20 protein-coding genes and 1 riboswitch are annotated in these 23,323 nt (G+C 43.0%); all 20 genes read right to left on the bottom strand.

Annotation, left to right across the window (positions count from 1 at the left end; genetic code table 11):
- Positions 1-2 precede the first annotated feature (2 nt).
- On the bottom strand, positions 3-1,730 hold the full coding sequence (locus MKY45_RS08465) for an adenine deaminase C-terminal domain-containing protein (RefSeq protein ID WP_341172829.1): 1,728 nt from the start codon (positions 1,728-1,730) through the stop codon (positions 3-5).
- A gap of 889 nt (positions 1,731-2,619) precedes the next feature.
- Positions 2,620-3,894, bottom strand: a complete 1,275-nt coding sequence (locus MKY45_RS08460; RefSeq protein ID WP_256705993.1) for a TRAP transporter large permease — start codon at positions 3,892-3,894, stop codon at positions 2,620-2,622.
- Positions 3,891-4,388 (bottom strand): TRAP transporter small permease, encoded by a 498-nt coding sequence (locus tag MKY45_RS08455; RefSeq protein ID WP_042533041.1) that lies wholly within the window; start codon positions 4,386-4,388, stop codon positions 3,891-3,893. The genes MKY45_RS08460 and MKY45_RS08455 overlap by 4 nt, the downstream gene beginning before the upstream one ends.
- A gap of 31 nt (positions 4,389-4,419) precedes the next feature.
- Entirely contained in the window at positions 4,420-5,451 is a 1,032-nt protein-coding gene (locus tag MKY45_RS08450; RefSeq protein ID WP_193063867.1) for a TRAP transporter substrate-binding protein, read from the bottom strand.
- Positions 5,448-6,359, bottom strand: a complete 912-nt coding sequence (locus MKY45_RS08445; protein ID WP_332094162.1) for a hydroxymethylglutaryl-CoA lyase — start codon at positions 6,357-6,359, stop codon at positions 5,448-5,450. The genes MKY45_RS08450 and MKY45_RS08445 overlap by 4 nt, the downstream gene beginning before the upstream one ends.
- Entirely contained in the window at positions 6,359-7,561 is a 1,203-nt protein-coding gene (locus MKY45_RS08440) for a CaiB/BaiF CoA transferase family protein (RefSeq protein ID WP_332094163.1), read from the bottom strand. The genes MKY45_RS08445 and MKY45_RS08440 overlap by 1 nt, the downstream gene beginning before the upstream one ends.
- Complete coding sequence (locus MKY45_RS08435; protein WP_256705992.1) at positions 7,558-8,235, bottom strand: GntR family transcriptional regulator; 678 nt, start codon at positions 8,233-8,235, stop codon at positions 7,558-7,560. The genes MKY45_RS08440 and MKY45_RS08435 overlap by 4 nt, the downstream gene beginning before the upstream one ends.
- Positions 8,236-8,410: 175 nt before the next feature.
- Entirely contained in the window at positions 8,411-9,502 is a 1,092-nt protein-coding gene (locus tag MKY45_RS08430) for a glycerol dehydrogenase (protein ID WP_193063870.1), read from the bottom strand.
- Positions 9,503-9,674: 172 nt separating this feature from the next.
- Positions 9,675-10,919, bottom strand: a complete 1,245-nt coding sequence (gene purD / locus MKY45_RS08425) for a phosphoribosylamine--glycine ligase (protein ID WP_042533031.1) — start codon at positions 10,917-10,919, stop codon at positions 9,675-9,677.
- Between the two features lie 515 nt (positions 10,920-11,434).
- Positions 11,435-12,967 (bottom strand): bifunctional phosphoribosylaminoimidazolecarboxamide formyltransferase/IMP cyclohydrolase, encoded by a 1,533-nt coding sequence (gene purH / locus MKY45_RS08420; RefSeq protein WP_193063872.1) that lies wholly within the window; start codon positions 12,965-12,967, stop codon positions 11,435-11,437.
- A complete protein-coding gene (gene purN / locus MKY45_RS08415) occupies positions 12,967-13,542 on the bottom strand; it encodes a phosphoribosylglycinamide formyltransferase (protein ID WP_193063873.1) in 576 nt (191 codons plus the stop codon). The genes purH and purN overlap by 1 nt, the downstream gene beginning before the upstream one ends.
- Positions 13,539-14,558, bottom strand: a complete 1,020-nt coding sequence (gene purM, locus MKY45_RS08410) for a phosphoribosylformylglycinamidine cyclo-ligase (protein ID WP_042533026.1) — start codon at positions 14,556-14,558, stop codon at positions 13,539-13,541. Before purM ends, purN begins: the two co-directional genes overlap by 4 nt.
- Before the next feature lie 59 nt (positions 14,559-14,617).
- The gene (gene purF / locus MKY45_RS08405; protein WP_193063875.1) at positions 14,618-16,024 is read right to left on the bottom strand and encodes an amidophosphoribosyltransferase; all 1,407 of its coding nucleotides are present in this window, start codon (positions 16,022-16,024) and stop codon (positions 14,618-14,620) included.
- Positions 16,000-18,228: a phosphoribosylformylglycinamidine synthase subunit PurL gene (gene purL, locus MKY45_RS08400; protein ID WP_341172828.1), complete on the bottom strand. Its 2,229-nt coding sequence runs from the start codon at positions 18,226-18,228 to the stop codon at positions 16,000-16,002. Before purL ends, purF begins: the two co-directional genes overlap by 25 nt.
- Complete coding sequence (purQ, locus tag MKY45_RS08395; RefSeq protein ID WP_341172827.1) at positions 18,212-18,898, bottom strand: phosphoribosylformylglycinamidine synthase subunit PurQ; 687 nt, start codon at positions 18,896-18,898, stop codon at positions 18,212-18,214. Before purQ ends, purL begins: the two co-directional genes overlap by 17 nt.
- 2 nt (positions 18,899-18,900) lie before the next feature.
- The gene (gene purS, locus MKY45_RS08390) at positions 18,901-19,146 is read right to left on the bottom strand and encodes a phosphoribosylformylglycinamidine synthase subunit PurS (protein WP_042533017.1); all 246 of its coding nucleotides are present in this window, start codon (positions 19,144-19,146) and stop codon (positions 18,901-18,903) included.
- Positions 19,143-19,856: a phosphoribosylaminoimidazolesuccinocarboxamide synthase gene (gene purC / locus MKY45_RS08385; RefSeq protein WP_193063878.1), complete on the bottom strand. Its 714-nt coding sequence runs from the start codon at positions 19,854-19,856 to the stop codon at positions 19,143-19,145. The genes purS and purC overlap by 4 nt, the downstream gene beginning before the upstream one ends.
- 13 nt (positions 19,857-19,869) lie before the next feature.
- Positions 19,870-21,165, bottom strand: a complete 1,296-nt coding sequence (gene purB / locus MKY45_RS08380; RefSeq protein ID WP_042533014.1) for an adenylosuccinate lyase — start codon at positions 21,163-21,165, stop codon at positions 19,870-19,872.
- Positions 21,162-22,295, bottom strand: a complete 1,134-nt coding sequence (gene purK, locus MKY45_RS08375) for a 5-(carboxyamino)imidazole ribonucleotide synthase (protein ID WP_193063879.1) — start codon at positions 22,293-22,295, stop codon at positions 21,162-21,164. Before purK ends, purB begins: the two co-directional genes overlap by 4 nt.
- Positions 22,282-22,773 (bottom strand): 5-(carboxyamino)imidazole ribonucleotide mutase, encoded by a 492-nt coding sequence (purE, locus tag MKY45_RS08370; RefSeq protein ID WP_212928277.1) that lies wholly within the window; start codon positions 22,771-22,773, stop codon positions 22,282-22,284. The genes purK and purE overlap by 14 nt, the downstream gene beginning before the upstream one ends.
- 388 nt (positions 22,774-23,161) lie before the next feature.
- A riboswitch (purine riboswitch) is annotated at positions 23,162-23,262 on the bottom strand.
- Between the last annotated feature and the right edge of the window lie 61 nt (positions 23,263-23,323).

Genomic DNA, 23,323 nt, shown 5'->3' with positions numbered 1-23,323 from the left:
TACTAACGCATCGTAGCCGGAATTACAATTTCCCTTTTTTTCACATCCAGCAATCCCTGCTGTGTAATACGGAAGAAAGGCAGGTGGAAGGCAGAAAGAAATAACAGGCTGTAAATCGGATCTTCATATGCGTATCCGTGTGCTTTCAACACCTTTTTTATTTCCTTGTTCATCGGAATCAATTCTTCCATCGCGTTCTTCGGCATCACTCCTCCAAGGGGAAGCGGCATTTCTGCTAAAATCTCTCCCTGGTCCACCAATACAATTGCTCCGCCCAGCTCTCTCATCCGTTTCGCGGCAATACGGATATCTTTCTTAGAATTACCAATATGAATAACATCTCCCGTAGCTGAAAAACTGCTGACCAGCGCACCGAGCTTCGGAGCAAATCCGCGAATAATTGTATTTACCCGCCACTTGCCATGCTTATCAATTAATGCAATAAATTGCTCGCTTTTACTGGAGGGAATCTGATCAGCACTGACATCTGATACAATCGTATATGGCTGGATAATCACATCATTGACCATATCCATCCCGATTGGACTCGAAAACTGTAAATCCTCGTCCGTCAGCTCCCAGTCAAATTCAACTGATGTAATATCAAATTCTTCCCAATTAATGACGGATGGATAAGGAATTGCTTCGCCGTCCTTTTTGATCCATTTCCCTTTGCTTATCACGCTCTCCGGATGCGGATTTTGTTTATCTAAAAGGATATTTATATTAGCAACTCTTCCCGGCGCAATACTGCCGAATTCTTCCTCCATATTAAAATGTCTGGCAGGATGGTAGCTCGCCATGCGATAAGCCGTTTCTGCAGGCAGTCCATTCTCTATTGCTTTCTCAATACAAACATTGATTATGCCATCTTCCATAAAGGCTGGTGTTGGTCCATCCATTGTAAAACTCATATTATCAAATTGCGATAATCCTTTATCCAGAAGGCCTTTGATTATTTCCGGCAAATCTGGACGGATTGGTGAGTAACGAAGACTGACACGATAACCAAGCTCCAGCCGTTTTAACACATCCTCCGCCGTCATTGATTCATGATCACTCGAAATGCCGAAAAGCTTCATTTTTGTCAGAGTGCGGGATGACGCGCCCGGCAAGTGGCCTTCTATCGGCTTGCCCAGTTTCTTCATCTCCTGAATCCAGTACAGCAGACGATCACCGCCTGTCAGCAAGCTCGGCCAGTCCGTCAGCTCTCCTCCCTGAATAACCAGCGGATGCTCTGCCCAATCTAATACATCTCTCGTATTAAACACATGATCATCCTTTAGTATGGTCTGGCTGTCAAAACGATTCCACCAAAACATATTTACCGGCAATTTAGAAAAAGCATTTATCATAGAGAACGTTTTCTTTTTATTTAACAGCAAATACCAGGTTAAATTATCATTTACAAAGGTCGTCGTTCCCGTTTTCGCAGCATACATCACCGTTTCTTCCGGATTAGCAGCCTGAAAAGGGTGAGCATGCGGCTCAATATAGCCTGGCACTACAAATTTCCCCTGACAATCATAAAAATTTGTCCCTGTTGTCTCTTCAGGCAGATTTTCACCAACATAAACAATCCGGTTCTCATAAATCCAAACGTTTGCTTCCAGCCATTGATTTGTATATACATTTAAATAGGTTGCATTGGTCAAGATAGTGCTGGGTGCAACCGTCCCGTCGATTACATTGACATGCTGTCGTAATTCCCGATTTCTCCATAATGTCATTAAGCAACTCTCCACTATTTGTCATTTATTTTTATTCTATCATAAATGTAGTGCTTTAATATAATAAAGTTGACTTTTTCTCTTATGAATAGGTATAGATCGGTACTGCGTTTTTATATTTTATATACTTGCTCCAGCAATTTTTACAGCATGGACAAAGGAGCTAATGCAATCTAGAAAAAGACAGAGTCCGATTCCAGAAATTTATTGATATCACGATTACCACCTAAATCCAATTAGAAAAACCAAGAATACCGCTTGTTCTTAAAACATTGGTGTTCTTGTCAAAGAGATGTCCGCTCCGGGAAGTCGCTTTCCGCGGGCAACGTTCAGCCTCCTTTAAAGAAGAATTGCTGATTGGCAAGCCGTCAGGTGCAGACAGAAGCATAGTCGCACTTATGCCCTGCGGGTAGAAAGAAAACCACTTCCTGCTCAGGTCTACCTGTTGCTTTTCCCGCAGGAGTCGACAACATCCGCTCCCATCTAAGAAGAATTATGTTTTATTTGCTTTTTTTCAAAGAAATAACGCAAATTCTAGCGACAGATGAGTTTGATGGGGCGAGTAATCGCAGTCCCAGAGGAAAAACACGTAGACTCCTATGGGGAAGCGTAGTGTTTTTCTGGGGGTTGCGATTACTCACCCCACCATAACCCGTCGCAGCGGTCGCATTAACCTGACAACATTGAAAATTACTCCCCCCCCCATGAAATCCGTTGGAACGGCTATACTCAGCACTTTTTTATACTTCCTTACGTGCAAAAAACAGTGCAGTTTCTACAAATTTCGCAAAAACTGCACTGCATCTTATTTAAGATATGATCGGATGTTTCAAAGAAATCCGAGTTACTTGAAAAGTTCCTTTTGATCATAAAGCTGTTTACATTTTATTTACTGTACATCCCCTGTAAAGTAAGTTGCAATTTGCGGGAAGATGCATAACAGAATGATAAACAGAACCATAATCAGGGCATAAGGTATCACGCCTTTTACAATTTCGGCGATGGTATTGTTTTTATCCAGCCCTTTTAAAACAAACAGATTTAAACCTACAGGCGGTGTAATTAGTGCCAATTCCATGTTAATTACCATAATAATAGCAAACCATATCGGATCAAATCCTAACGCAGTAATAATCGGATACAGGATTGGTACGGTAATAACCAAAATAGAGACAGTTTCTAAAAACATTCCCAATACAAGTAATACAATGTTAATCAAAATAAAGATAACCCAAGGTGATAAATCTGTCGCGGTGGCAGCTGCTGTAATCTGCTGCGGAATTTGCAATATAGTTAAGATAAAACCAAGCAGCTTAGCACCAATGATAATAAATAGAATCATCGCACTCGTTTTAACTGTGGACAGGATCATCACTTTCAAATTAGCAAACGTCAGATTCCGATATACCACAATGGCAATGAGAAAGGCTAATACCACGCCGACTGCAGCCGCTTCTGTCGGTGTGAAGATTCCTGAGTAAATTCCGCCGATAATCACAATCGGCAGCAATAGCCCCCAGATGGCTTTTTTAGACGCTTCCCACCGTTCTGCCCATGTAGCAGGCTCTTCTTTTATATGCCGCATTTGAATAGAAGAAAAAATCATAAAGCTTAACGTTAAGATAATCCCTGGCACGACACCGGCAATAAATAATTTTCCGACGGATTCCCCGGTGAGTGAACCGTATAAAATCATCGGCACGCTCGGAGGAATAAGAATGCCCAGCGTACCGCCGGCTGCCAATAATCCAAGCACATATTTCTTTTTATATCCCCGGCGAACCATTTCCGGAAGCGCTACGGCGCCAACTGTTACAGCTGTTGCCACACTGGAGCCCGAAATAGCAGAAAATATCGCACAACAGAAAACGGTCGCTATACCTAACCCCCCGGGAAAATGTCTGAACCATCTGCTCGCCATTTCGTACAAATCCCGTCCTACTCCGCTGACAACAAGGATTTGACTCATCAGTATATACATCGGCAAAGCTGTCAATGTAAAGTCATCCAAAGCTGAGTACGCTATAATCGGAATTTGTGCAAAAGCAAAGCTTCCCCCGTTAAATAGAAACATTCCGAGTACAGCAAGCATCCCTAAAGAAAATGCAACCGGGAGACCGATAAGCAAGAATGTAGCTAATCCTCCAGCAAAAAATAGATTCATAGATGGTCTCCTCCTTTATGTACATTCCCGTCAATCAGCTGCAATATAAATGCGATAATAAGCAGAACGCCGCCTATCGGAATAAATAATTCAGGTAAATACATCGGTATACGCAGCAAGGAGGTGGAAATAACTCCTAATTCAAATGTCATAAAAACATGTTTAAATCCATACCATGTCAATATCGCACTAAAAAGTAATCCAAGCCCGTTACAAATATATGCGAATATCCTGCGAGCAGCGTCATTCACACGATTTACCAATAAATCTACTGTAATATGCGCATATGTCCTCACTGCATATGCCGTTCCCAAAAAACAGCTTCCTATAATCGCATACGTAGATAATTCCGTGGCCCATGCAGTCGGCATACCAAAGAATGATCTGGATATTACTTCATAAAACGTCATCAACGTTGTCGCGAATATTAAAATCCCAGCTAGATAACCCGCGTATTTAATTAATAAATCAGAAAATTTATACAATCTATTCATGCTGTAACTCCTTCCAAGTGATGAACAACTTTTATTCGCCATCTACTATATCTAATAATTCACTGCCTGCTTCTCCAGCCTCTTCTTCAAAGATTTCCCACACCGGCATTGCAGCTTCTTTCCATATATCGAGTTCATCATCAGGTACTTCATATACTTCCATTCCTCTGTCTTTCAGCACTTGGAGTGTTCGTTCATCTTCCAGCTTCGTTTGCTGGCGAATCCATTCTTCGGTCTCATTGGCAGTTTCTTCAATTAATGTTTGTGTATTTTTAGGCAAATCATCCCAAAATTCTTGATTAACGCCCAGAATAAATTCAAAATAAGTATAATTATTTATCGTCAAATAATCTGTTACTTCATCATAACTGCGCTGCACCATTGCTGTTGTTCCAGATGTAGCACCATCTACGGTTTGCCTTTGCAATCCCATGTATACTTCTCCGCCTCCCATAAACACCGGAGATGCGCCATAAGCTTGAATTAATTCAGAAGGGAGTGTTCCTACACTGCGGATTTTCAGACCTCTAAAATCTTCTGGAGATTCCAGCGGACGTTTATTATTCGCAAATTGTCCAAAGCCATAATCACCAAACATCAATACTTTCACACCGACGTCTTCCATTTCGGAACGAAGTATATCTCCGAATTCACCATTCAAGGCTTCCCCTGCTTCCTCATATGCTTCAAATACATAAGGGACATCAAATATTCCCATCGCAGGTACTGTAGAAGACCAGATTGTAGAAGAATTCATTCCCATTTCTACACCGCCTGTTAAAAGCGACTGGTTCATATCTGTATCAGACAGTAGCTGCCCATTCGCAAAAATCTGCATATCTATCTGGCCGTTTGATTTCTCTTCTATTTTTTTAGCAAATTCTTCTATTCCCTCTGAAATATGATGACCTGATGGCAGATTATAAGCTAATCGAATCGTAGCCGGTTCATACTCCTCGCCACTCGCTTCTGTTTCTTTCGGGGTCTCGTCACCATTGCTGCAGGCCGATAAAATGACTCCTGTAAGAAGCAGCAGGAATGAAAAATAACGTAATTTCTTCATTCCATCATCTCCTTCATCGTGCGTGTTCTATCTAAATGGCGGATTCTCCCCAGCGGTGTTTTAGAAGAAAGACTCGCTGCAAAGTCAGCCGCTTCGAACAGCTTATTGATATCTACTCCTGTTTTAACCCCCATCCGTTCAAACAGATATACTAAATCTTCCGTTGCCAGATTCCCTGCTGATCCTGGAGCGAACGGACAGCCGCCGATTCCGCTGACTGCTGTTTCAAATATCCGCACGCCTGCCGTGTACGCAGCATATGCATTCGCTAACCCCAATCCTCTCGTGTCATGGATATGGAAAGAAACATTTGTATCTCCTGTCACATCGAATACTTTTTTGAATAAACGATTCACAGCATCTGGTGTCGCGATGCCAATTGTATCTGCAATTCCAATTCTGTCCGCTCCGGCCTGTACAGCTTTTTCTGCCAATTCAAGCACTTTTTCTTCCTCCACATGCCCTTCATAGGGGCAGCCAAAGCTGACCGCAATCGAGAAGCAAATTTCCATCCCTTTTGATTTTGCTTCTTTTGCTACTTCCGTAAACATTTCGAAATTTTTATCAATCGTCATTCCTAAATTTTTATCGCTGAAGGTTTCTGTTGCAGAGGCTGCCCAATTCAGTTCCAAATGCGGAAACTCACTTGCCCGCATAAACCCCCTTTGATTCGGAATCAATGCAATAGGCTGTATATTCTTATTTGAATGGATCTGCTCTAATAACGCTTCGGCATCCGCCATCTGTGGAACTTTTTTCGGATGAACAAAAGAGGCAGCCTCAATTTTTTTAATTCCTGCTTCTGTGAGCTTATCGATAAGCTTTGCTTTTTCTTCTGTAGAAACTTTTTTCGGTTCTATTTGCAATCCGTCACGCGGGCTTACATCAATAATAGTAACCTGTGTCATCAGATGATTCCTCCCTCTTTTAACCTTTTAAAATCCTCATAGGAGAAGTTTAGAAATTCCTTGTAGATTTCCTCATTATGCTGACCTAGCATCGGCCCGTTTGCTTCAATTTCTCCCGGCGTTTCCGAAAGCTTCGGTACAATGCCCGGGGTCTTTATTTTTTGGCCGTCATCCAGCACAATTTCCTGGATCATATCTCTGGATTGGTAATGTACGTCCTCAATAATATCCTTGATACTATAAATCGGACTGACCGGCACGGAAGCTTCGTCTAAAATCCGCTGCACCTCTTTAATCGGATATTGTTTCGTCCATGATTCAATGACACTATCAATATATTCCACGTTATTCACCCGGTCTTGGTTCGTTGCATATTTGGGATCTTCTGCCATGTCCTTTCTTCCGATGGCTGTCATCAGACGCTGGAAAATACGGTCTCCATTTCCGCCGATAATGACGTAGGAACCATTCGCACACAGGTAGGAATTAGACGGAGCTACACCCGGCAGTGTACTTCCTGTTCTCTCGCGAATCTCCCCTGTTAAATCAAACTCCGGAAGCATTCCTTCCAATAAGCTGAATACGGACTCATAAAGAGCAACATCTACTTCCTGCCCCTTTTTTTCCTCATCCCGATCGCGAACTCGTAACGCCATCAATGTGCCGATAACAGCATATAATCCGGCAACCATATCTCCAATAGCAATTCCGACCCGAACCGGCGGCAAATCCGGGTAACCCGTTAAATACCTCAGTCCTCCGACTGCTTCTGCTACACTTCCAAATCCGGCTTTTTCCCGATATGGGCCTGTCTGGCCATAACCGGATATTCTTGTTAATACGATAGAAGGATTCACTTTCTTCAGCGTTTCATAGCCTAACCCCCACCGTTCCAGCGTTCCTGGTTTAAAATTTTCTAAAACAACATCCGCTGTTTTCGTCAGATTCTTAATAATCTCCTGTCCTTCCGCTTCACGAAGATTGACGGTAATCGATTTTTTATTCCGTGATTGAACATGCCACCAAACGGATGTATCCTTGTACATGACTCTCCAGTTTCTAAGCGGATCACCATTTTTCGGTTCTTCTACCTTAATCACTTCTGCTCCAAATTCAGAGAATAATTTTCCCGCAAAAGGAGCAGCTACAATATTTCCTAATTCTAATACCCTTATTCCTTCAAGTGGCTTTTTCTTGCTCAATCTAATCCCTCCAACTCATCTCTGTTCAAATTCAGAAAGTGTGTAAAATCTCTTTCAATATGCTGTTTCATTAATTCTTTTGCAGCATCTGCATCCTGCCTGGCAATGGCCTCCCATATTTGCTCATGATCCGCAAATGCTGTTTCTCTATGTGTCGGGTCTTTATCCACAATGACTTCCCGATAAAAACTATTCACCCCGCGCAGTGTCCCGAGCATGGATATGAGAAAAGGATTTGCACTGGCTTCAATAATAATATCGTGAAAAGCTACCGTGACATGTTTTTCATTATCATCCTGCTTTTCTTTATGACGGGCGGTATTTTCCACTTCCTGCTTCATCAAGAGCAGCTGTTCATCAGTCCGTCTGATAGCAGCGTAATAAGCGGCAAGTGACTCCATCCCTATCCGGCATTCGTACAAATACCTAAAATCTGTAAGAGAAGGCTCTACAACCGTAACACCGCCGGTTTTTGATAAATTCAGAAATCCCTCTTTTTCCAGCATCCGTATCGATTCACGAATAGGGCTCCGGCTAACATTTAATGCTTCTCCTATCTTTTCTTCTATTAATCTTTCTCCAGGTTTGAATTTTCCGACAATAATTTGCTCTCTCAAGTAATCGTATACTTGGCTTTTTAAGGTTTTCTTTACGATTTCTACTATGACAATCACCTCTTGTATACAGTATGCAAGTTCATTCGTTCATATTATTACAATAAAAGTAAAAAGTCAAACTATTTCAAAGATAAAAATGCAGATTTTTCTTCATTCAGAAAAAATAAAAGCTCTGCACCCATAACTGGACGCAGAGCTTTTATTAATTCATTCGATTTTTAGGATCATACGATTACTTTTTACTTAATTGATCCACCGCTAAAATAGCTTGGGCAACATCATCGGCAGTGATTTCTTTAGAAAGGTTGCCCATGGTTTCTCCTTCTTGCGTTGCTGCAGCTCCAACCTTTTGTAAATCTTCATAGGATACTTCGTCCAAATGCATTTCTTCCAAGGACGTCGGCAGGCCTAGTGACTGATAAAAGTCGATGTATTTTTGGATTTCCTGTTCTGGATGCAATTCCAGTACAAGCTGTGTCAGCGTACCATAAGCAACTTTTTCACCATGCGTTAGATGATGGATATCTCCATCCAGCACGGTAAAGCCATTATGGATGGCATGTGCAGCAGCTAATCCGCCGCTCTCAAATCCAAGTCCGGATAAAAGGGTGTTTGCTTCTACAACTGCTTCCACTTGCTTGGTCACCAGATTTTTTTCTACTGCTTTATATGCTGCTTTTCCGTAAGCGAATAAGGTTTTCTCACACGCTTCTGCAATAGCACGTGCAGCAATGCTCGTCTTTCCTCCTGCCATTGCTTCTCCATTACTTTTAATCGTTGCTCTTGCTTCCACCCATGTTGCCATGGCATCAGCTATTCCAGAAGCAAACAGACGGGCTGGTGCACCAGCTACTACTTTCGTATCTACCAGCACTAATTCTGGATTTTTATTATAAAACTTATAGGATTCAAAAACACCCTCGTCATTATAAATAACAGATAATGCACTTGTCGGTGCGTCTGTTGATGCAGTCGAAGGAACAATAACAACACTTACTTCCAGCTCATCCGCAACGGCTTTTGCTGTATCAAGTGTTTTTCCTCCTCCGACACCAATGATAAAGTCGGCCTCCGCTTTATTACCTTCTTCTGCTATGCGGCTGATTTCTGTTATAGAGGCTTCGCCATTAAATGGAACAAAATGAAAATCGATATTTACATCTTTCAGGCTGCTCTCAACCGTTTCCTCCGTTATCTTCCAAACCACTTCATCAGATATAATTAATGGTTTCTTCCCAACTGCTTCAACATATTTGCCAAGCTCGTTTAAAGCTCCTTTTCCTTGAACATATTTGCTCGGTGAAGTAAAAATAACATTAGACATCAAATCTCTCCAATTCTTATATTTCCCTTTATTATACCCATCATTTGGATTGCCAAAACAGTAACGTACCCTTGCATCACATATTCAGAAAATAGAAATATTTTTTCGCAATAACTTTTAAAATGCAAATAAAAATGCAAAGGAGATTTCCGTCCTTTGCATTTTTCTACCTCTATTTAGCTATATCGCTCCGGTAAAAAAAGTTACCATTCAGTTCTGCTTTATCCAGCTGCTGATACACTTTTTCTGCAGCCTGTGAAAGTGTGTCTGCACGTCCGCCGATCAGGAGCACTCTTCCTCCGTCATTGACAAGCTTTCCATCTGCCTTTTTTGTTCCGGCATGAATAATATAGGTGTCTTCTGTATCTTCAAATTGAGGAAGCTCATTCCCTTTATTATACGCTCCTGGATACCCTTCCGATGCAAGCACGACACCGACACAGGCTTCCTTATGCCATTCTAAATGCGGGTTCTTTTTCGCCAATACATCCTGCAGAACCTGGAGTAGATCATTCTTTAATAAAGGAAGAACGACCTGCGTTTCCGGATCGCCAAAACGTGTATTGAACTCAATTACTTTAGGGCCTTTTTCCGTCATCATTAAGCCCGCATAAAGAATCCCTGTGAATGGTCTGCCTTCTTCCAGCATTCCTGCTGCTGTTTTTTCTAAAATCTGTTCAACAGCGAATTGATAATCTTCTGCCCTCAAATCCGGAATCGGAGCAAAAGCTCCCATGCCGCCTGTATTGGGACCTTCATCATGGTCAAACGCCCTTTTGTGATCTCTTGCTGCCATCATTGGATAGACCTTATCTTCATGGACAAACGCCATTAAGGAAAATTCAGCGCCCTCTAAATACTCTTCAATCACCACAGTAGAGCCGGCCTGATCAAATGCTTTGTCCACAAGCATATCATCGATCGCCTGAACAGCTTCCTCCTCTGTCATCGCCACAATAACACCTTTTCCAGCTGCTAAACCGTCTGCTTTGATTACAATAGGAGCACCAGTTTCCGCAATTCTCTTTTTCGCCTCTTCAGCATCCTGAAAGACACCGTAAGAAGCAGTAGGGATATCATATTTTTTCATGAAATCCTTTGCAAAGCTTTTACTGCCTTCCAGCCATGCTGCTTCTTGTGTAGGGGCAAAAACTGCAAGGTTTTCCTGTTGAAACCGGTTGGTGATTCCGGCATTTAACGGATTCTCAGGGCCAACAACCGTTAAATCAATTGCCGCTTCTTTTGCAAAAGCTGCCAGTTCTTCGATGTTCATTTCATCAATGGGAACACATTCGGCTTCTTCTTCCATGCCGGCATTTCCAGGAGCAACATAAATCTTGTCTAACTGCGGGTTTTCCTTTAACTTTTTGATGATACTATGCTCTCTGCCGCCGCGTCCTACAACTAATATTTTCATAGCTTCCCCTCCGTTTTCAAACTTCTCAAGATGAGTGAATTTTTTTATCAGTTCGTAACTTAATTAGAATATTTGGTTGTCACCAGGCCTTTAAATGAAAACCTTCGTTACACTTATGCAGTAAGAAAGTTTATACTTTCTCAACTGTAAGAAAAACCAAGAATACCACTTGGTCTTTAAAACATCGGTGTTCTTGCCAAAGAGATGTCCGCTACGGAAGTCGCTTTCCGCGGGCAACGTTCAGCCTCCTTTAAAGAAGAATTGCCAATCGCTAAGTCTTCTTTAAAGGAGGGTGAGCGCAAGCCCATGGAAAGCGAAGTGTTTTTCTGGGGTTGCGATTACTCACCCCACCATAACCCGTCGCAGCGGTCGCATTAATCTGACAACATTGAAGGATTACTCTCTTCATGAAACCCGTTGGAGAGACTATTTTCAGCATTTTTTTATATACTTTCCTATTCTTCAAAAAAGCTCCTGGATAAATAAATCGAGCAGAAATACAGGAGCTCTATCTATTAATGTTTAAAATGACGAACAGCTGTAGTCACCATCGCAATCCCATATTGATTACATACATCAATCGAATCTTGATCGCGTTTGGAACCGCCCGGCTGAATAATCGCTGTGACACCGGCTTTAGCTGCTGCTTCTACGGTATCTGGCATCGGGAAGAAGGCATCTGATGCAAGCACAGCTCCTTTCGCTCTATCTCCAGCCTGTTTAATGGCAATCTCTGCTGCTCCAATCCGGTTCATCTGACCGGCGCCCACACCAATGGTCTGTGCATCCTTTGCAAGTACGATTGCATTTGATTTCACATGTTTCACAGCTTTCCAAGCGAATAGTAAATCAGCTATTTCTGCTTCAGTCGGCTGCTTTTCCGTTACCACTTCTAAGTCCTCGTTCGTCACTTCTTTGACATCTAAATCCTGGATAAGAACTCCACCATCAACGGTGGTCATCCGTTTTTGGTCAGCCTGCTGATTCGAAACATCCAATTCTAAGAGACGGATATTTTTCTTCTCTGTTAGTAAAGCAAGTGCATCCGCCTCAAAAGAAGGTGCAACGACGATTTCTAAGAAGATCGAAGAAAGCTGCTCTGCTGTCTGTACATCAACCGGACGATTGCAGGCTACAATCCCTCCAAAAATAGATATAGGATCCGCTTCATACGTACGTCCAAACGCTTCTGCCAATGTTGCCCCAATACCGATGCCGCATGGATTCATATGCTTGACCGCTACTGCAGCAGGTTCACTATAGTCCCGCAAAATTTCTAATGCTGCGTTGGTATCCTGGATATTATTATAGGAAAGCTCCTTGCCATGCAGCTGGTTGGCAGTTGCCAAGGTTGCTTCATGTTGAATAGGCGCTTTGTAAAAAGCTGCCTGCTGATGCGGGTTCTCTCCATAACGTAAATCCTGCACCTTTTCATAAGTTACGGTATATGTTTCTGGAAATACTTCTTCTGTCTGTGTTTGGAAATAAGCTGCAATCATCGCGTCATAATGCGCAGTATGACGGAATACTTTCGCTGCTAATTGCTGACGAAAAGCATAGTTATCCTCTTCCGTTTCCAGAGCTGCTAAAACAGATGGATAGTCAGACGGGTCGGCAACAACGAAGACATCTGCAAAGTTTTTCGCTGCAGAGCGAAGCATGGAGGGTCCGCCAATATCAATGTTTTCAATAATTTCATCATGGCTTACCCCTGATTTTTGAACTGTTTCTTTAAACGGATAAAGGTTCACTGCTACAAGATCGATTGGAGCAATATGATGCTCCTCCATTTGCGCACGGTGATCTTCATTGGTTCGTTTTCCTAAAAGCCCGCCATGAATCATCGGATGCAATGTTTTTACTCTGCCATCAAGCATTTCCGGAAAATTTGTTACTTCCTCTACCGGAATCGCCTGGACGCCAGACTCCTTCAATAAACGGATGGTTCCGCCGGTTGATAAGATTTCAAACCCTTTTGCTTCGAGTCCTTTTGCAAATTCTGCGACCCCTGTTTTATCAGATACACTAATAAGCGCACGTTTTTTCATTATAATTCCTCCGTTACATTCTGCATAAGTTGATTGATTACATTTGGATATAAGCGATGCTCCACGGCTTTGATTCTCGTTTTCAGCTGCTCTTCCGTTTCTCCAGGCAGCCTTTCTATTTCTTCCTGTGCAATGATTGGACCGGTGTCCATGCCCTCATCTACATAGTGAATCGTTACTCCTGTCTTGGAAACGCCGGCTCTATAGGCTTGGCCAATCGCGTCTTTCCCAGGGAAGTCCGGTAAAAGGGAGGGGTGTATATTAACAATCCTGCCTTCATATTGTGAAAGTAAGGTCTCCCCGATAAGCCGCATATAGCCTGCTAAGAAAATCCATTCGACTTCTAAATCCTGCAGTTTTTCAGCAATCACTTTTTCATATTCCTGCTTGGAAGCATACCTTTTTGGCTCTAACACAAGCGTCTCGACGCCATAACCTTGAGCCTTTTTAATAACCGCTGCTCCCGGCTTATCACAAACAAGCAGTACGATCGAGCTTGCAATTTTTTTATCCTGCATCATGGCATCAAAATTACTTCCTGTACCTGATGCAAATACACTGAACCGCTGTTTCATGAAGAAATCTGCACCCCTTCACCTGCAATGACCTCTCCGATAACTGCTGCTTCGACCTTGTTCTCCTGCAATAGATCACAGACTTTCTGCGCTTCTTCATTGGATACAGCTAAGACCATGCCAATGCCCATATTGAAAATACGATACATCTCACGTGCATCGATTTCTCCTCGTTTTTGCAGGAACGGAAAAATCTCCGGAACATTCCAGGCTCCTGCCTGCACTGCTGCTCCAAGACCTTCTGGCAGCATCCGAGGAATATTTTCATCAAACCCGCCGCCGGTAATGTGTGCAATTCCTTTAATATGTACCTCTTCTTTTATAGCTTTAACCGCTTTTGCATAAATCTTCGTCGGTTCCATCACGGCTTCACTTAGAGGTTTTGATAATCCATCAGGAGTTTCTTCAAAATCCAGACCTTCAATCAGCTTACGGACAAGCGAGTAGCCATTGGAATGAATTCCGCTCGAAGCGAAGCCAATCAGCGTATCTCCCTCTGCAATGGTTTTTCCTGTAATAATCTCTGCTTTCTCGACGATACCTACCACAAAACCAGCTAAATCATATTCATCTGCATCATACATCCCCGGCATCTCTGCTGTCTCACCGCCGATTAATGCAGCGCCGGCCTCCTGGCACCCTTCGGCAACACCAGAGACAATCGCTTCAATCCTCGCCGGGTCATTTTCTCCGCATGCAATATAATCTAAAAAGAAAAGCGGATCGCCCCCCTGAGCAACAATATCATTGACACACATCGCTACTAAATCAATCCCTACCGTATCATGCTTATCCAGTTCGATTGCTAGCTTTAATTTGGTGCCGACGCCATCTGTCCCGGAAAGCAGGACAGGCTCTTGATAGGATAAGGAGGATAAATCAAATGCTCCTGCAAAGGAACCTAAAGAGCCCAGCACCTCTTTACGATGTGTTTTTTGAATATGTTTTTTCATTCGCTCTACTGCTTCGTAGCCTTTTTCAACATCTACACCTGCTTGTTTATAAACATCTGACATCTTTTCGCCCTCCAACATGGTTTTGATTCTAGTGTGTGTTTCAAATGGAATATCCTCTTCTAGCAGTTTGATATGTCCATTTCCTTCTCATCTGCCGGAGCAACTGGATACAAGCCTGTCATACAAGCCATGCAGACACCTTGATTGATCGTTTTATCTTTGACGATGGCGTTCTCTAAGCCTTCTTCAGACAGATAAGCGATACTGTCTGCCCCAATGATTTCTCCAATTTCTTCAATGCTGTTGTTTGCTCCAATCAATTCTTCCTTCGTAGACATATCGATTCCATAATAACAAGGGTCTGTTATCGCCGGAGAAGCAATCCGTACATGCACTTCCTTTGCACCAGCATCTTTTAACATTTTTACAATTCGTCTGCTTGTTGTTCCCCGAACAATCGAATCATCAATCATAATGACACGTTTTCCCTCTACGATTCCGCGGACTGGAGAAAGCTTCATCTTTACACCAAGCTCTCTCAGCTCCTGGGAGGGCTGAATAAATGTTCTTCCAACATAACGATTTTTGATAATCCCCATTTCATAAGGCAGCTTGCTTTCCTCTGCGTAGCCAATGGCAGCTGAAATACTGGAATCCGGTACTCCTATCACTAAATCTGCATCAACCGGCGCTTCCTTAGCCAGCTCTTTTCCCATCCGTTTCCGGGATGCATGGACATTGACATAATTTAAATCACTATCCGGTCTGGAAAGATAGACATATTCCATCGCACACATTTGTCTCTTGCCACGCGGAGCAAACCGGAAGGAAGTAAGACCGTCTTGGTTAATTTTTATTAATTCACCCGGCAATACCTCCCGCTCAAAGGTTGCACCGATTTGATCGAAAGCACATGTTTCCGAAGCAACGACATACGCTTCTCCTATTCTTCCAATAGAAAGTGGTCTGATTCCAGCCGGGTCCAGCGCAGCATATAAAGTATCATCCTCTAAAATAAGATAGGCGTAAGCTCCTTTGACACGGTTGAGCGCTTCCGAGATGGTTGCTTCCGTGACCTCTCCGCTTCGTTTCATTAAATGAGCTAACACTTCTGTATCTGAGGTCGTTTGAAAAATGCTTCCCTCTTTTTCAAGCTCCTCACGCAATGCGGTAGCATTCATTAAATTTCCATTATGTGCTAAAGCCATCCCGCTGGTAAGTGACTGGAAAAGAAGGGGCTGTACATTTTCCAGCCCTTTTCCGCCCTGGGTAGCATACCTTACATGCCCTAAAGCAATTTTTCCGTTTAAATCATCAAATTTTACTTGCTTAAAAACATCATTAACCAGTCCAAGCTGTTTATAGCCTGTTAATTCCTTATCTTTGCTGACAACAATTCCGGCACCTTCCTGCCCGCGATGCTGCATCGAATGCAGACCGTAATAGGTTAATTCTGCTGCTTTCTCATGTCCCCAAATTCCGAATACGCCGCATTCCTCGTTTATGCCTTTGATTTCAGCAAGCATGGAATAGCCCCTTTCCAAAGTGCTTTTAACGCTGCTGCATCTTCCTGTAGAATCATCTCGTTATTTGCCGTAACCGTTAGTTGATTATCTGCTGTTACCTGACCAAGTCTGGCTGCATCCGCAAATACATCTTCAAAAGCGGCCTGGTGCTCCGGCTTTACGGTAACAAGAAAACGTGATTGGGTTTCACTGAATAACGCAACCGTTGCATCTCCTGTAAGTGTCACTTCTGCACCCAGCGCTTCACTGGAGAATAATGATTCCGCTAATGCAACTCCTAACCCGCCCTCTGCAAGGTCATGCGCAGATTGGATTTTACCCTGCCTGATTAAAGAGAGCAGTTTTTCCTGACGTTCCGCTTCGATCGTTAAATCCAGATGCGGTGCTTTTCCTTCGTATTTTCCATCCTGGATAAATTGCAATTCACTGCCGCCAAATTCATTTTTCGTTTCCCCGATAAGATAAATATTGTCGCCCGCTTTTTGGAAAAAGCTTGTCGTAATATGCGCCGTAGATTCATGCAAGCCAACCATGCCAACAACCGGTGTCGGATAAATCAATTTCCCTTTGGACTGATTATATAAGGAAACATTTCCACTGATAACCGGCGTTTGTAATGCTTTACAAGCCGCACTCATTCCATCCACGCTTTTTTCCATTTGCCAGAAGATTTCCGGGTTTGTCGGATTACCGAAATTCAATCCATCTGTAAGACCTAATGGCTTCGCTCCGGAGCAGACAATATTGCGGGCTGCTTCTGCAACAGCAATCTTCCCGCCTTCTTCCGGATCTAAATAAATATAGCGGGAATTACAGTCGGTTGTGATGGCCAAGGCTTTATCCGTACCTTTGATACGAACGACTGCTGCGTCAGAACCAGGTGTAACAACCGTATTGGTCTGCACCATGGAATCGTATTGGTCATAGACCCACTCTTTACTTGCAATCGTCGGACGCTGCAGTAATTGTTTCAACGTTTCTCCATGATGATTCACAGCTGGTGTTTGGACATCGATTTGCTGAAAAGCTTGATAATAAGCAGCTTCCTTCGATGGCATATGATAGACTGGTGCATCATCCGCCAAAGAATCCACTGGAATATCGGCTACAACCTCATCGTGATGCTTGATACGGAAGACTTTTTCCTCGATAACCTTTCCGACTGGAACAGATTTCAAACCGTACTTTTCAAAAATAGCTATGATTTCTTGTTCCCGGCCAGCTTTCACACAAAGCAGCATTCTTTCCTGTGACTCAGACAGCATCATTTCATAAGCGGTCATATTTTGCTCGCGCTGCGGCACAAGATCTAAGTTCATTTCCAGCCCGGTACCTGCTTTACTCGCCATTTCACTGGCAGAAGAGGTTAAGCCGGCTGCTCCCATATCCTGCATGCCGACAAGGGCGTCAGAATGAATGACCTCCATACATGCTTCAATCAGCAATTTTTCCATAAATGGATCGCCGACTTGTACAGCAGGCCGGTCCTTGTTGGAATCCTCTGCTAAATCATCTGATGCAAAGGTCGCGCCATGAATGCCGTCTCTTCCTGTTGGCGGTCCTGCATACAAAATCGTATTGCCGATTCCCGCAGCAATTCCCTTTTGTACTTCATCATGATTGATCAGTCCCACACACATGGCATTGACAAGCGGATTATCTTCATAGCTGTCATCAAATTGTACCTCTCCGCCGACGGTTGGAACACCAACACAGTTTCCATATCCAGCAATCCCGGCAACAACTTCAGAAAATAGATACTTGGTACGATTCGTTGTTAACGGACCAAAGCGCAAAGAGTTCATTAACGCAATCGGGCGTGCTCCCATGGAGAATACATCACGGATAATGCCGCCGACGCCTGTTGCTGCTCCCTGATACGGCTCAACAGCGGAGGGATGATTATGACTTTCCACCTTGAAAACAACTGCCTGCTCATCGCCAATATCAATGACTCCTGCACCTTCTCCAGGTCCCTGCAAAACATTCGGGCCCTCTGTCGGGAACTTTCTTAAGAGAGGCTTTGATGTTTTATAGCTGCAATGCTCTGACCACATAACAGAAAAGATGCCTGTCTCCGTAAAATTCGGACGACGGCCAAGGATCGTTTTGATTTTCTCAAACTCTTCATCACTTAAACCCATATCCTGATACAATCTATCTTGTTCAATTTTCTCTGAATCCATATTATGCGTTAACTGCATTGCTGCTCCTCCAATTCGCGATCATAGATTGAAATAGCCTTAAGCCGTCTTCACTTCCTAATAAAGCTTCCACTGCCCGTTCCGGATGCGGCATCATACCCAGCACATTACCTGCTTTATTGCGAATACCGGCAATATCCTCGACAGAGCCATTTGGATTGTTTTTATAGGTGAATACGATTTGGTTATTTTCCTTTAATTCCTGTAACGTTTCCTCATCACAGAAATAGTTGCCTTCTCCATGGGCAATCGGAAAACGGACGACCTCGTTTTTATCATACAACGTTGTAAAAACCGTTTCATTATCCTCCACAACCAATTCCTCCTGATGACACATAAATGAAAGATTTTTATTGCGCATTAATGCTCCCGGCAGGAGGCCTGCTTCCGTCAATATCTGAAATCCATTGCAAATTCCCAGTACAGGCTTGCCTTTTTCCGCATGCTCTCGAATCTTGTTCATAATATCCGATGTAGATGCCATCGAACCAGACCGTAAATAATCTCCATAAGAAAAACCGCCCGGAATCAGAATGCCATCCACATCACCTAACAAATGCGTATCTGTATACCAGACAAGGCTGGCTTCAGCACCTGCAACCTCTCCGGCTGCATGATACATGTCCCTGTCACAGTTGGAACCTGGAAAAACAATCACAGCTACCTTCACAATTATCGTGCCTCCTCTAGCTCAATCCGATAATCTTCAATAACCGGATTCGCCAATAATTGCTCACACATCTGCGTTACTCTTCCCTCTAATCCAGGCCCATCCTCTACTTGAAGTTCAATATATTTTCCGACACGAACATCTTCCACCTCTGGATAATCCAAAGAATGAAGCGATGTTTGAATTGCCTTTCCCTGCGGGTCTAACACACCTTGTTTTAATGTAATATATACCTGTACTTTTCTCATAGCTGCGCCTCCAAACGATTTAATATTTCTTCATATACAGTAATCAAATCTCCTGTTCCTTGACGAAAAACATCTTTATCTAATTTTTCATTGGTTTCGATATCCCATAATCTGCACGTATCCGGGGACACCTCATCAGAGAGCAGAATATTACCTTCCTTGTTTCTGCCGAATTCCAATTTAAAATCGACCAGACGGACACCGATAGCAGCAAAAATTTCTGTTAAAGCCGTGTTCACTTTTCTTGCCTTCTCTTTGATACCAGCTAATTCTTCCGCTTTAATATCTGTTAGATAAAGCGCATGCTCATCATTAATCAACGGGTCTCCTAAACGATCATCCTTATAAAACAGTTCTGCCAGCGCAGGCTCAAAAGGCGTTTTCTCCTCGATGCCGAGACGCTTGGTAATACTTCCTGTCGCAATATTCCGAATTACCACTTCTAGCGGAATAATATCTGTTTTCTGAACTATTTGGGTAGTGGAATCCAGCCGCTCGATAAAATGCGACGGAATTCCTTTGTTATCTAATGCTTGGAACAGGAGGGAAGAGATCTCATTGTTGAGTCTCCCCTTCCCGGTAAACTGAGCTTTCTTCTCTCCATTAAAAGCTGTTGCATCATTCTTATACGAGAGAATCAAGTGATTTTCATCCGTGTCTGATTGATAAACCTTCTTTGCTTTTCCTTCATACAAAAGCTCGAGTTCCATATGGGAATTCCTCCTAGGCAAGTCCAATTTTTGTAAAGATTTGATCGACGTTCTTTAAATGGTAGGTATAGTCAAAGCAGCCATCGATTTCTTCCTGGGTTAATTTACTTGTAATCCGCTCATCCTGCTCTACCAATTCCTTAAAGGAAGTCGCTGTTTCCCAGGCTTCCATTGCTTTTGGCTGTACGATATCATAAGCTTCCTCACGCGCCAATCCTTTATCGATCAGCGTTAACAATACACGTTGTGAGAAAATAACCCCGTGAGTACGGTCAATGTTGCGCTTCATATTTTCAGGGAATACTGTTAAATTCTCTACAATATTTCCGAAGCGGTGCAGCATATAGTCGAGTGCAATCGTCGCATCCGGCAAAATGACACGCTCTGCAGAGGAGTGCGAGATATCACGTTCATGCCACAAAGCCACATTTTCATAAGACGTAACCATATAACCGCGGATAACGCGTGCCATCCCTGTCATATTTTCAGAGCCAATCGGGTTACGTTTATGCGGCATCGCAGAAGACCCTTTTTGGCCTTTTGCAAAGCGTTCCTCTACTTCTCTTGTTTCTGTTTTTTGCAGGCCGCGGATCTCCGTTGCAAACTTTTCAATCGATGTAGCAATTAATGCCAGTGTAGATAAATAAGCTGCATGACGGTCACGCTGTAAGGTTTGTGTGGATACCGGTGCCGGCGATGTTCCCAGCTTTTCGCAGACATATTGCTCTACAAACGGATCAATATTGGCATAGGTCCCAACCGCTCCAGACATCTTTCCAAACTCTACATTACTTGCAGCAAGCTCAAAACGCTCGACATTACGCTTCATTTCTTCATACCATAAGGCCATTTTCAAGCCAAAGGTCGTCGGCTCTGCATGCACACCATGGGTCCGCCCCATCATCACCGTATGTTTATGTTCTTTCGCTTTTTCTTCTAAAATACGGACAAAGCGATTCAATCCATTTCTTAAAATGTCATTTGCCTGTTTCAATATATAAGAAAGAGCTGTATCCACCACATCGGTTGAAGTCAAACCATAATGGACCCATTTTCTTTCCTCGCCTAATGTTTCCGATACAGCGCGGGTGAATGCAACCACATCATGGCGTGTTTCCTGCTCGATTTCGTAGATACGGTTGATATCAAAGGAAGCATTCTTACGTAGTTTGTTAACATCCTCTTTCGGAATAAATCCAAGCTCGCTCCATGCTTCACAAGCCAAAATTTCCACTTCCAGCCATGCTTTGAATTTATTTTCCTCCGTCCAGATATTGCCCATTTCTTCTCTTGTATAACGTTCGATCATTGGTTTGCTGCCTCCTCAAAAATATCTAATTGTTTCCGTAAAGCTTCTGTTGTTTCTGCTGTAAATGTGATGTGTCCCATTTTACGTTTTTCTTTCGGTTCTTCTTTTCCATACAGATGAAGAAAACCAAAATCATGATTCGCAGTAAATTCGATAGCTTCCGGAAGGGATTCTCCTAAGATATTGATCATCGCGGTCGGCTGATGCAAGCTGACTGGAATAAGCGGCAGTCCGCAAATTGCCCGGATATGCTGCGTAAATTGCGATACATTACATCCTTCGATTGTATAATGTCCGGAATTATGCGGTCTTGGTGCCATTTCATTCATATAAATCGTACCCTCGCCGACAAACATCTCAATCGCAAAAGTCCCGACAATCTCCATGCGTTCCGCAATTTTCGCTGTCATCGCATACGCTTTTTCTTCAAGAACCGCCTCTATCTCTGCCGGCACCGTTGTTTTGTACAGAATATGGTCACGGTGTTCGTTCTCAGCGATAGGGAAGAAGGTGATATATCCTTGCTGCGACCTTGTAAAGACAACCGAAATTTCCTTATCAAAAGGAACCCATCGCTCTATTATACAATAGCCATGCTCTTGGAAAAACGCTAATGCTTCCTTTTTATCTTCTTCTGTTGTGAGTTTCAGCTGTCCTTTTCCATCATACCCTCCCCGGCAGGTTTTAATGACTGCCGGAAGCGGAATAATGGATAGCGCTTCTTTACAAGCTTCCTCTGTTTTCACGATGCGAAATGCCGGCACGGAAAGCTCTAACTCATCCATCAGCAGCTTCTCTTTTTCCCGGTTCTGTGTAACCTCTAATGCCAACGCACCCTGCGGAAGCTTTCCTGCGTTCTGGATAAGCTCTGCAGCATCTAAATCGACATTTTCAAATTCATATGTAATCACATCGGTTTTTTCAATCAATTCTTTTACAGCTGTAATTTCTGCATAGTCTGCTACAATCTGCTCATCGGCAACCTGCGCAGTCGGGCAGTTCGGTGTCGGGTCTAAAACAACAATGCGGTACCCCATGTATCTGGCAGCAATCGCCATCATTCTGCCAAGCTGACCGCCGCCAATAATTCCAATTGTCTGAGGTGGCAAGATTTGTTTAATAGGTTGCAAGCTGATCCCTCATTTCCTGAACAGCGTCTTTCATTCCTGTACGGTATGCTTCTAATGCCTTTTCTGCCTCTTTATCAAACGTACTGATAATCTGCGTTGCTAAAATAGCGGCGTTTTTTGCCCCCGCTTTGCCAATGGCAACTGTTGCAGTCGGGACGCCGCCGGGCATTTGAACAATCGATAAGAGTGAATCGACTCCTTGCAGGGCTTTGCTTTCAACAGGGACGCCAATAACCGGCAGCGTTGTCTGTGAAGCAACCATTCCTGGCAGATGTGCTGCCCCGCCTGCACCGGCAATAATAACCTTCAGCCCTTTTTCCCGCGCGCCTTGAGCGTAGGTAAACATATCACCTGGCGTACGGTGGGCGGAAATAACTTCTTTTTCATAGCTGATATTTAGCGTTTCAAGTTCTTTGCAGGTATGCTGCATGGTTTCCCAATCGGATATACTTCCCATAATGACACCAACTTGAGCCATCAAATCCCTCTTTCTTAATTTTTATTGTTTTTACGGATTTTAAAAGATAGTTTTTAAGATAATGTTCGGATTTTGGTTGAAATAATGAAATATTGAGTTATAATTTCCCGCTGCAGAAATACACTACGCTTTCCCGCAGGAGTCTCCGTGAATTTCTTCTGCTAGCTATGCTTTTACATCTCAAACTCCCTAAAACTTCTGAAAAACAAACTAAAATATGCTCTTAAAAACCTTACTGCATCAATAAAATATAAACCATTAAAAAAGTCCATTCACCTTCCATAAGGGAAGATGAATAGACTTAGGTTAAAAGTTGTTCAAAGCGTAGTTAACTGGACTTTTGAACACCCTTATTATAAGCATCATTCAACATCCGCTGTTTTTTAAACAACGGCTCATCCTCCCTCATAGTCCGGTCATTTACGGTGCCGGGTAGAAACTTTTGAGCCATATTCTCAAGTATATATGAGGCATTTTTCAATTGTTGGCTTTAGCATACCAAAAAAAAATGAAAAATGCAAGATAATGTCGAACAATTTTAGCTTTACAT

The organism is Oceanobacillus sp. FSL K6-0251 (assembly GCF_038004725.1).
In the GTDB taxonomy this organism is placed as follows: domain Bacteria; phylum Bacillota; class Bacilli; order Bacillales; family Amphibacillaceae; genus Oceanobacillus; species Oceanobacillus oncorhynchi.
Note: the sequence above shows the minus strand (reverse complement) of the source record. Positions and strands in the feature narration are given on the sequence as shown.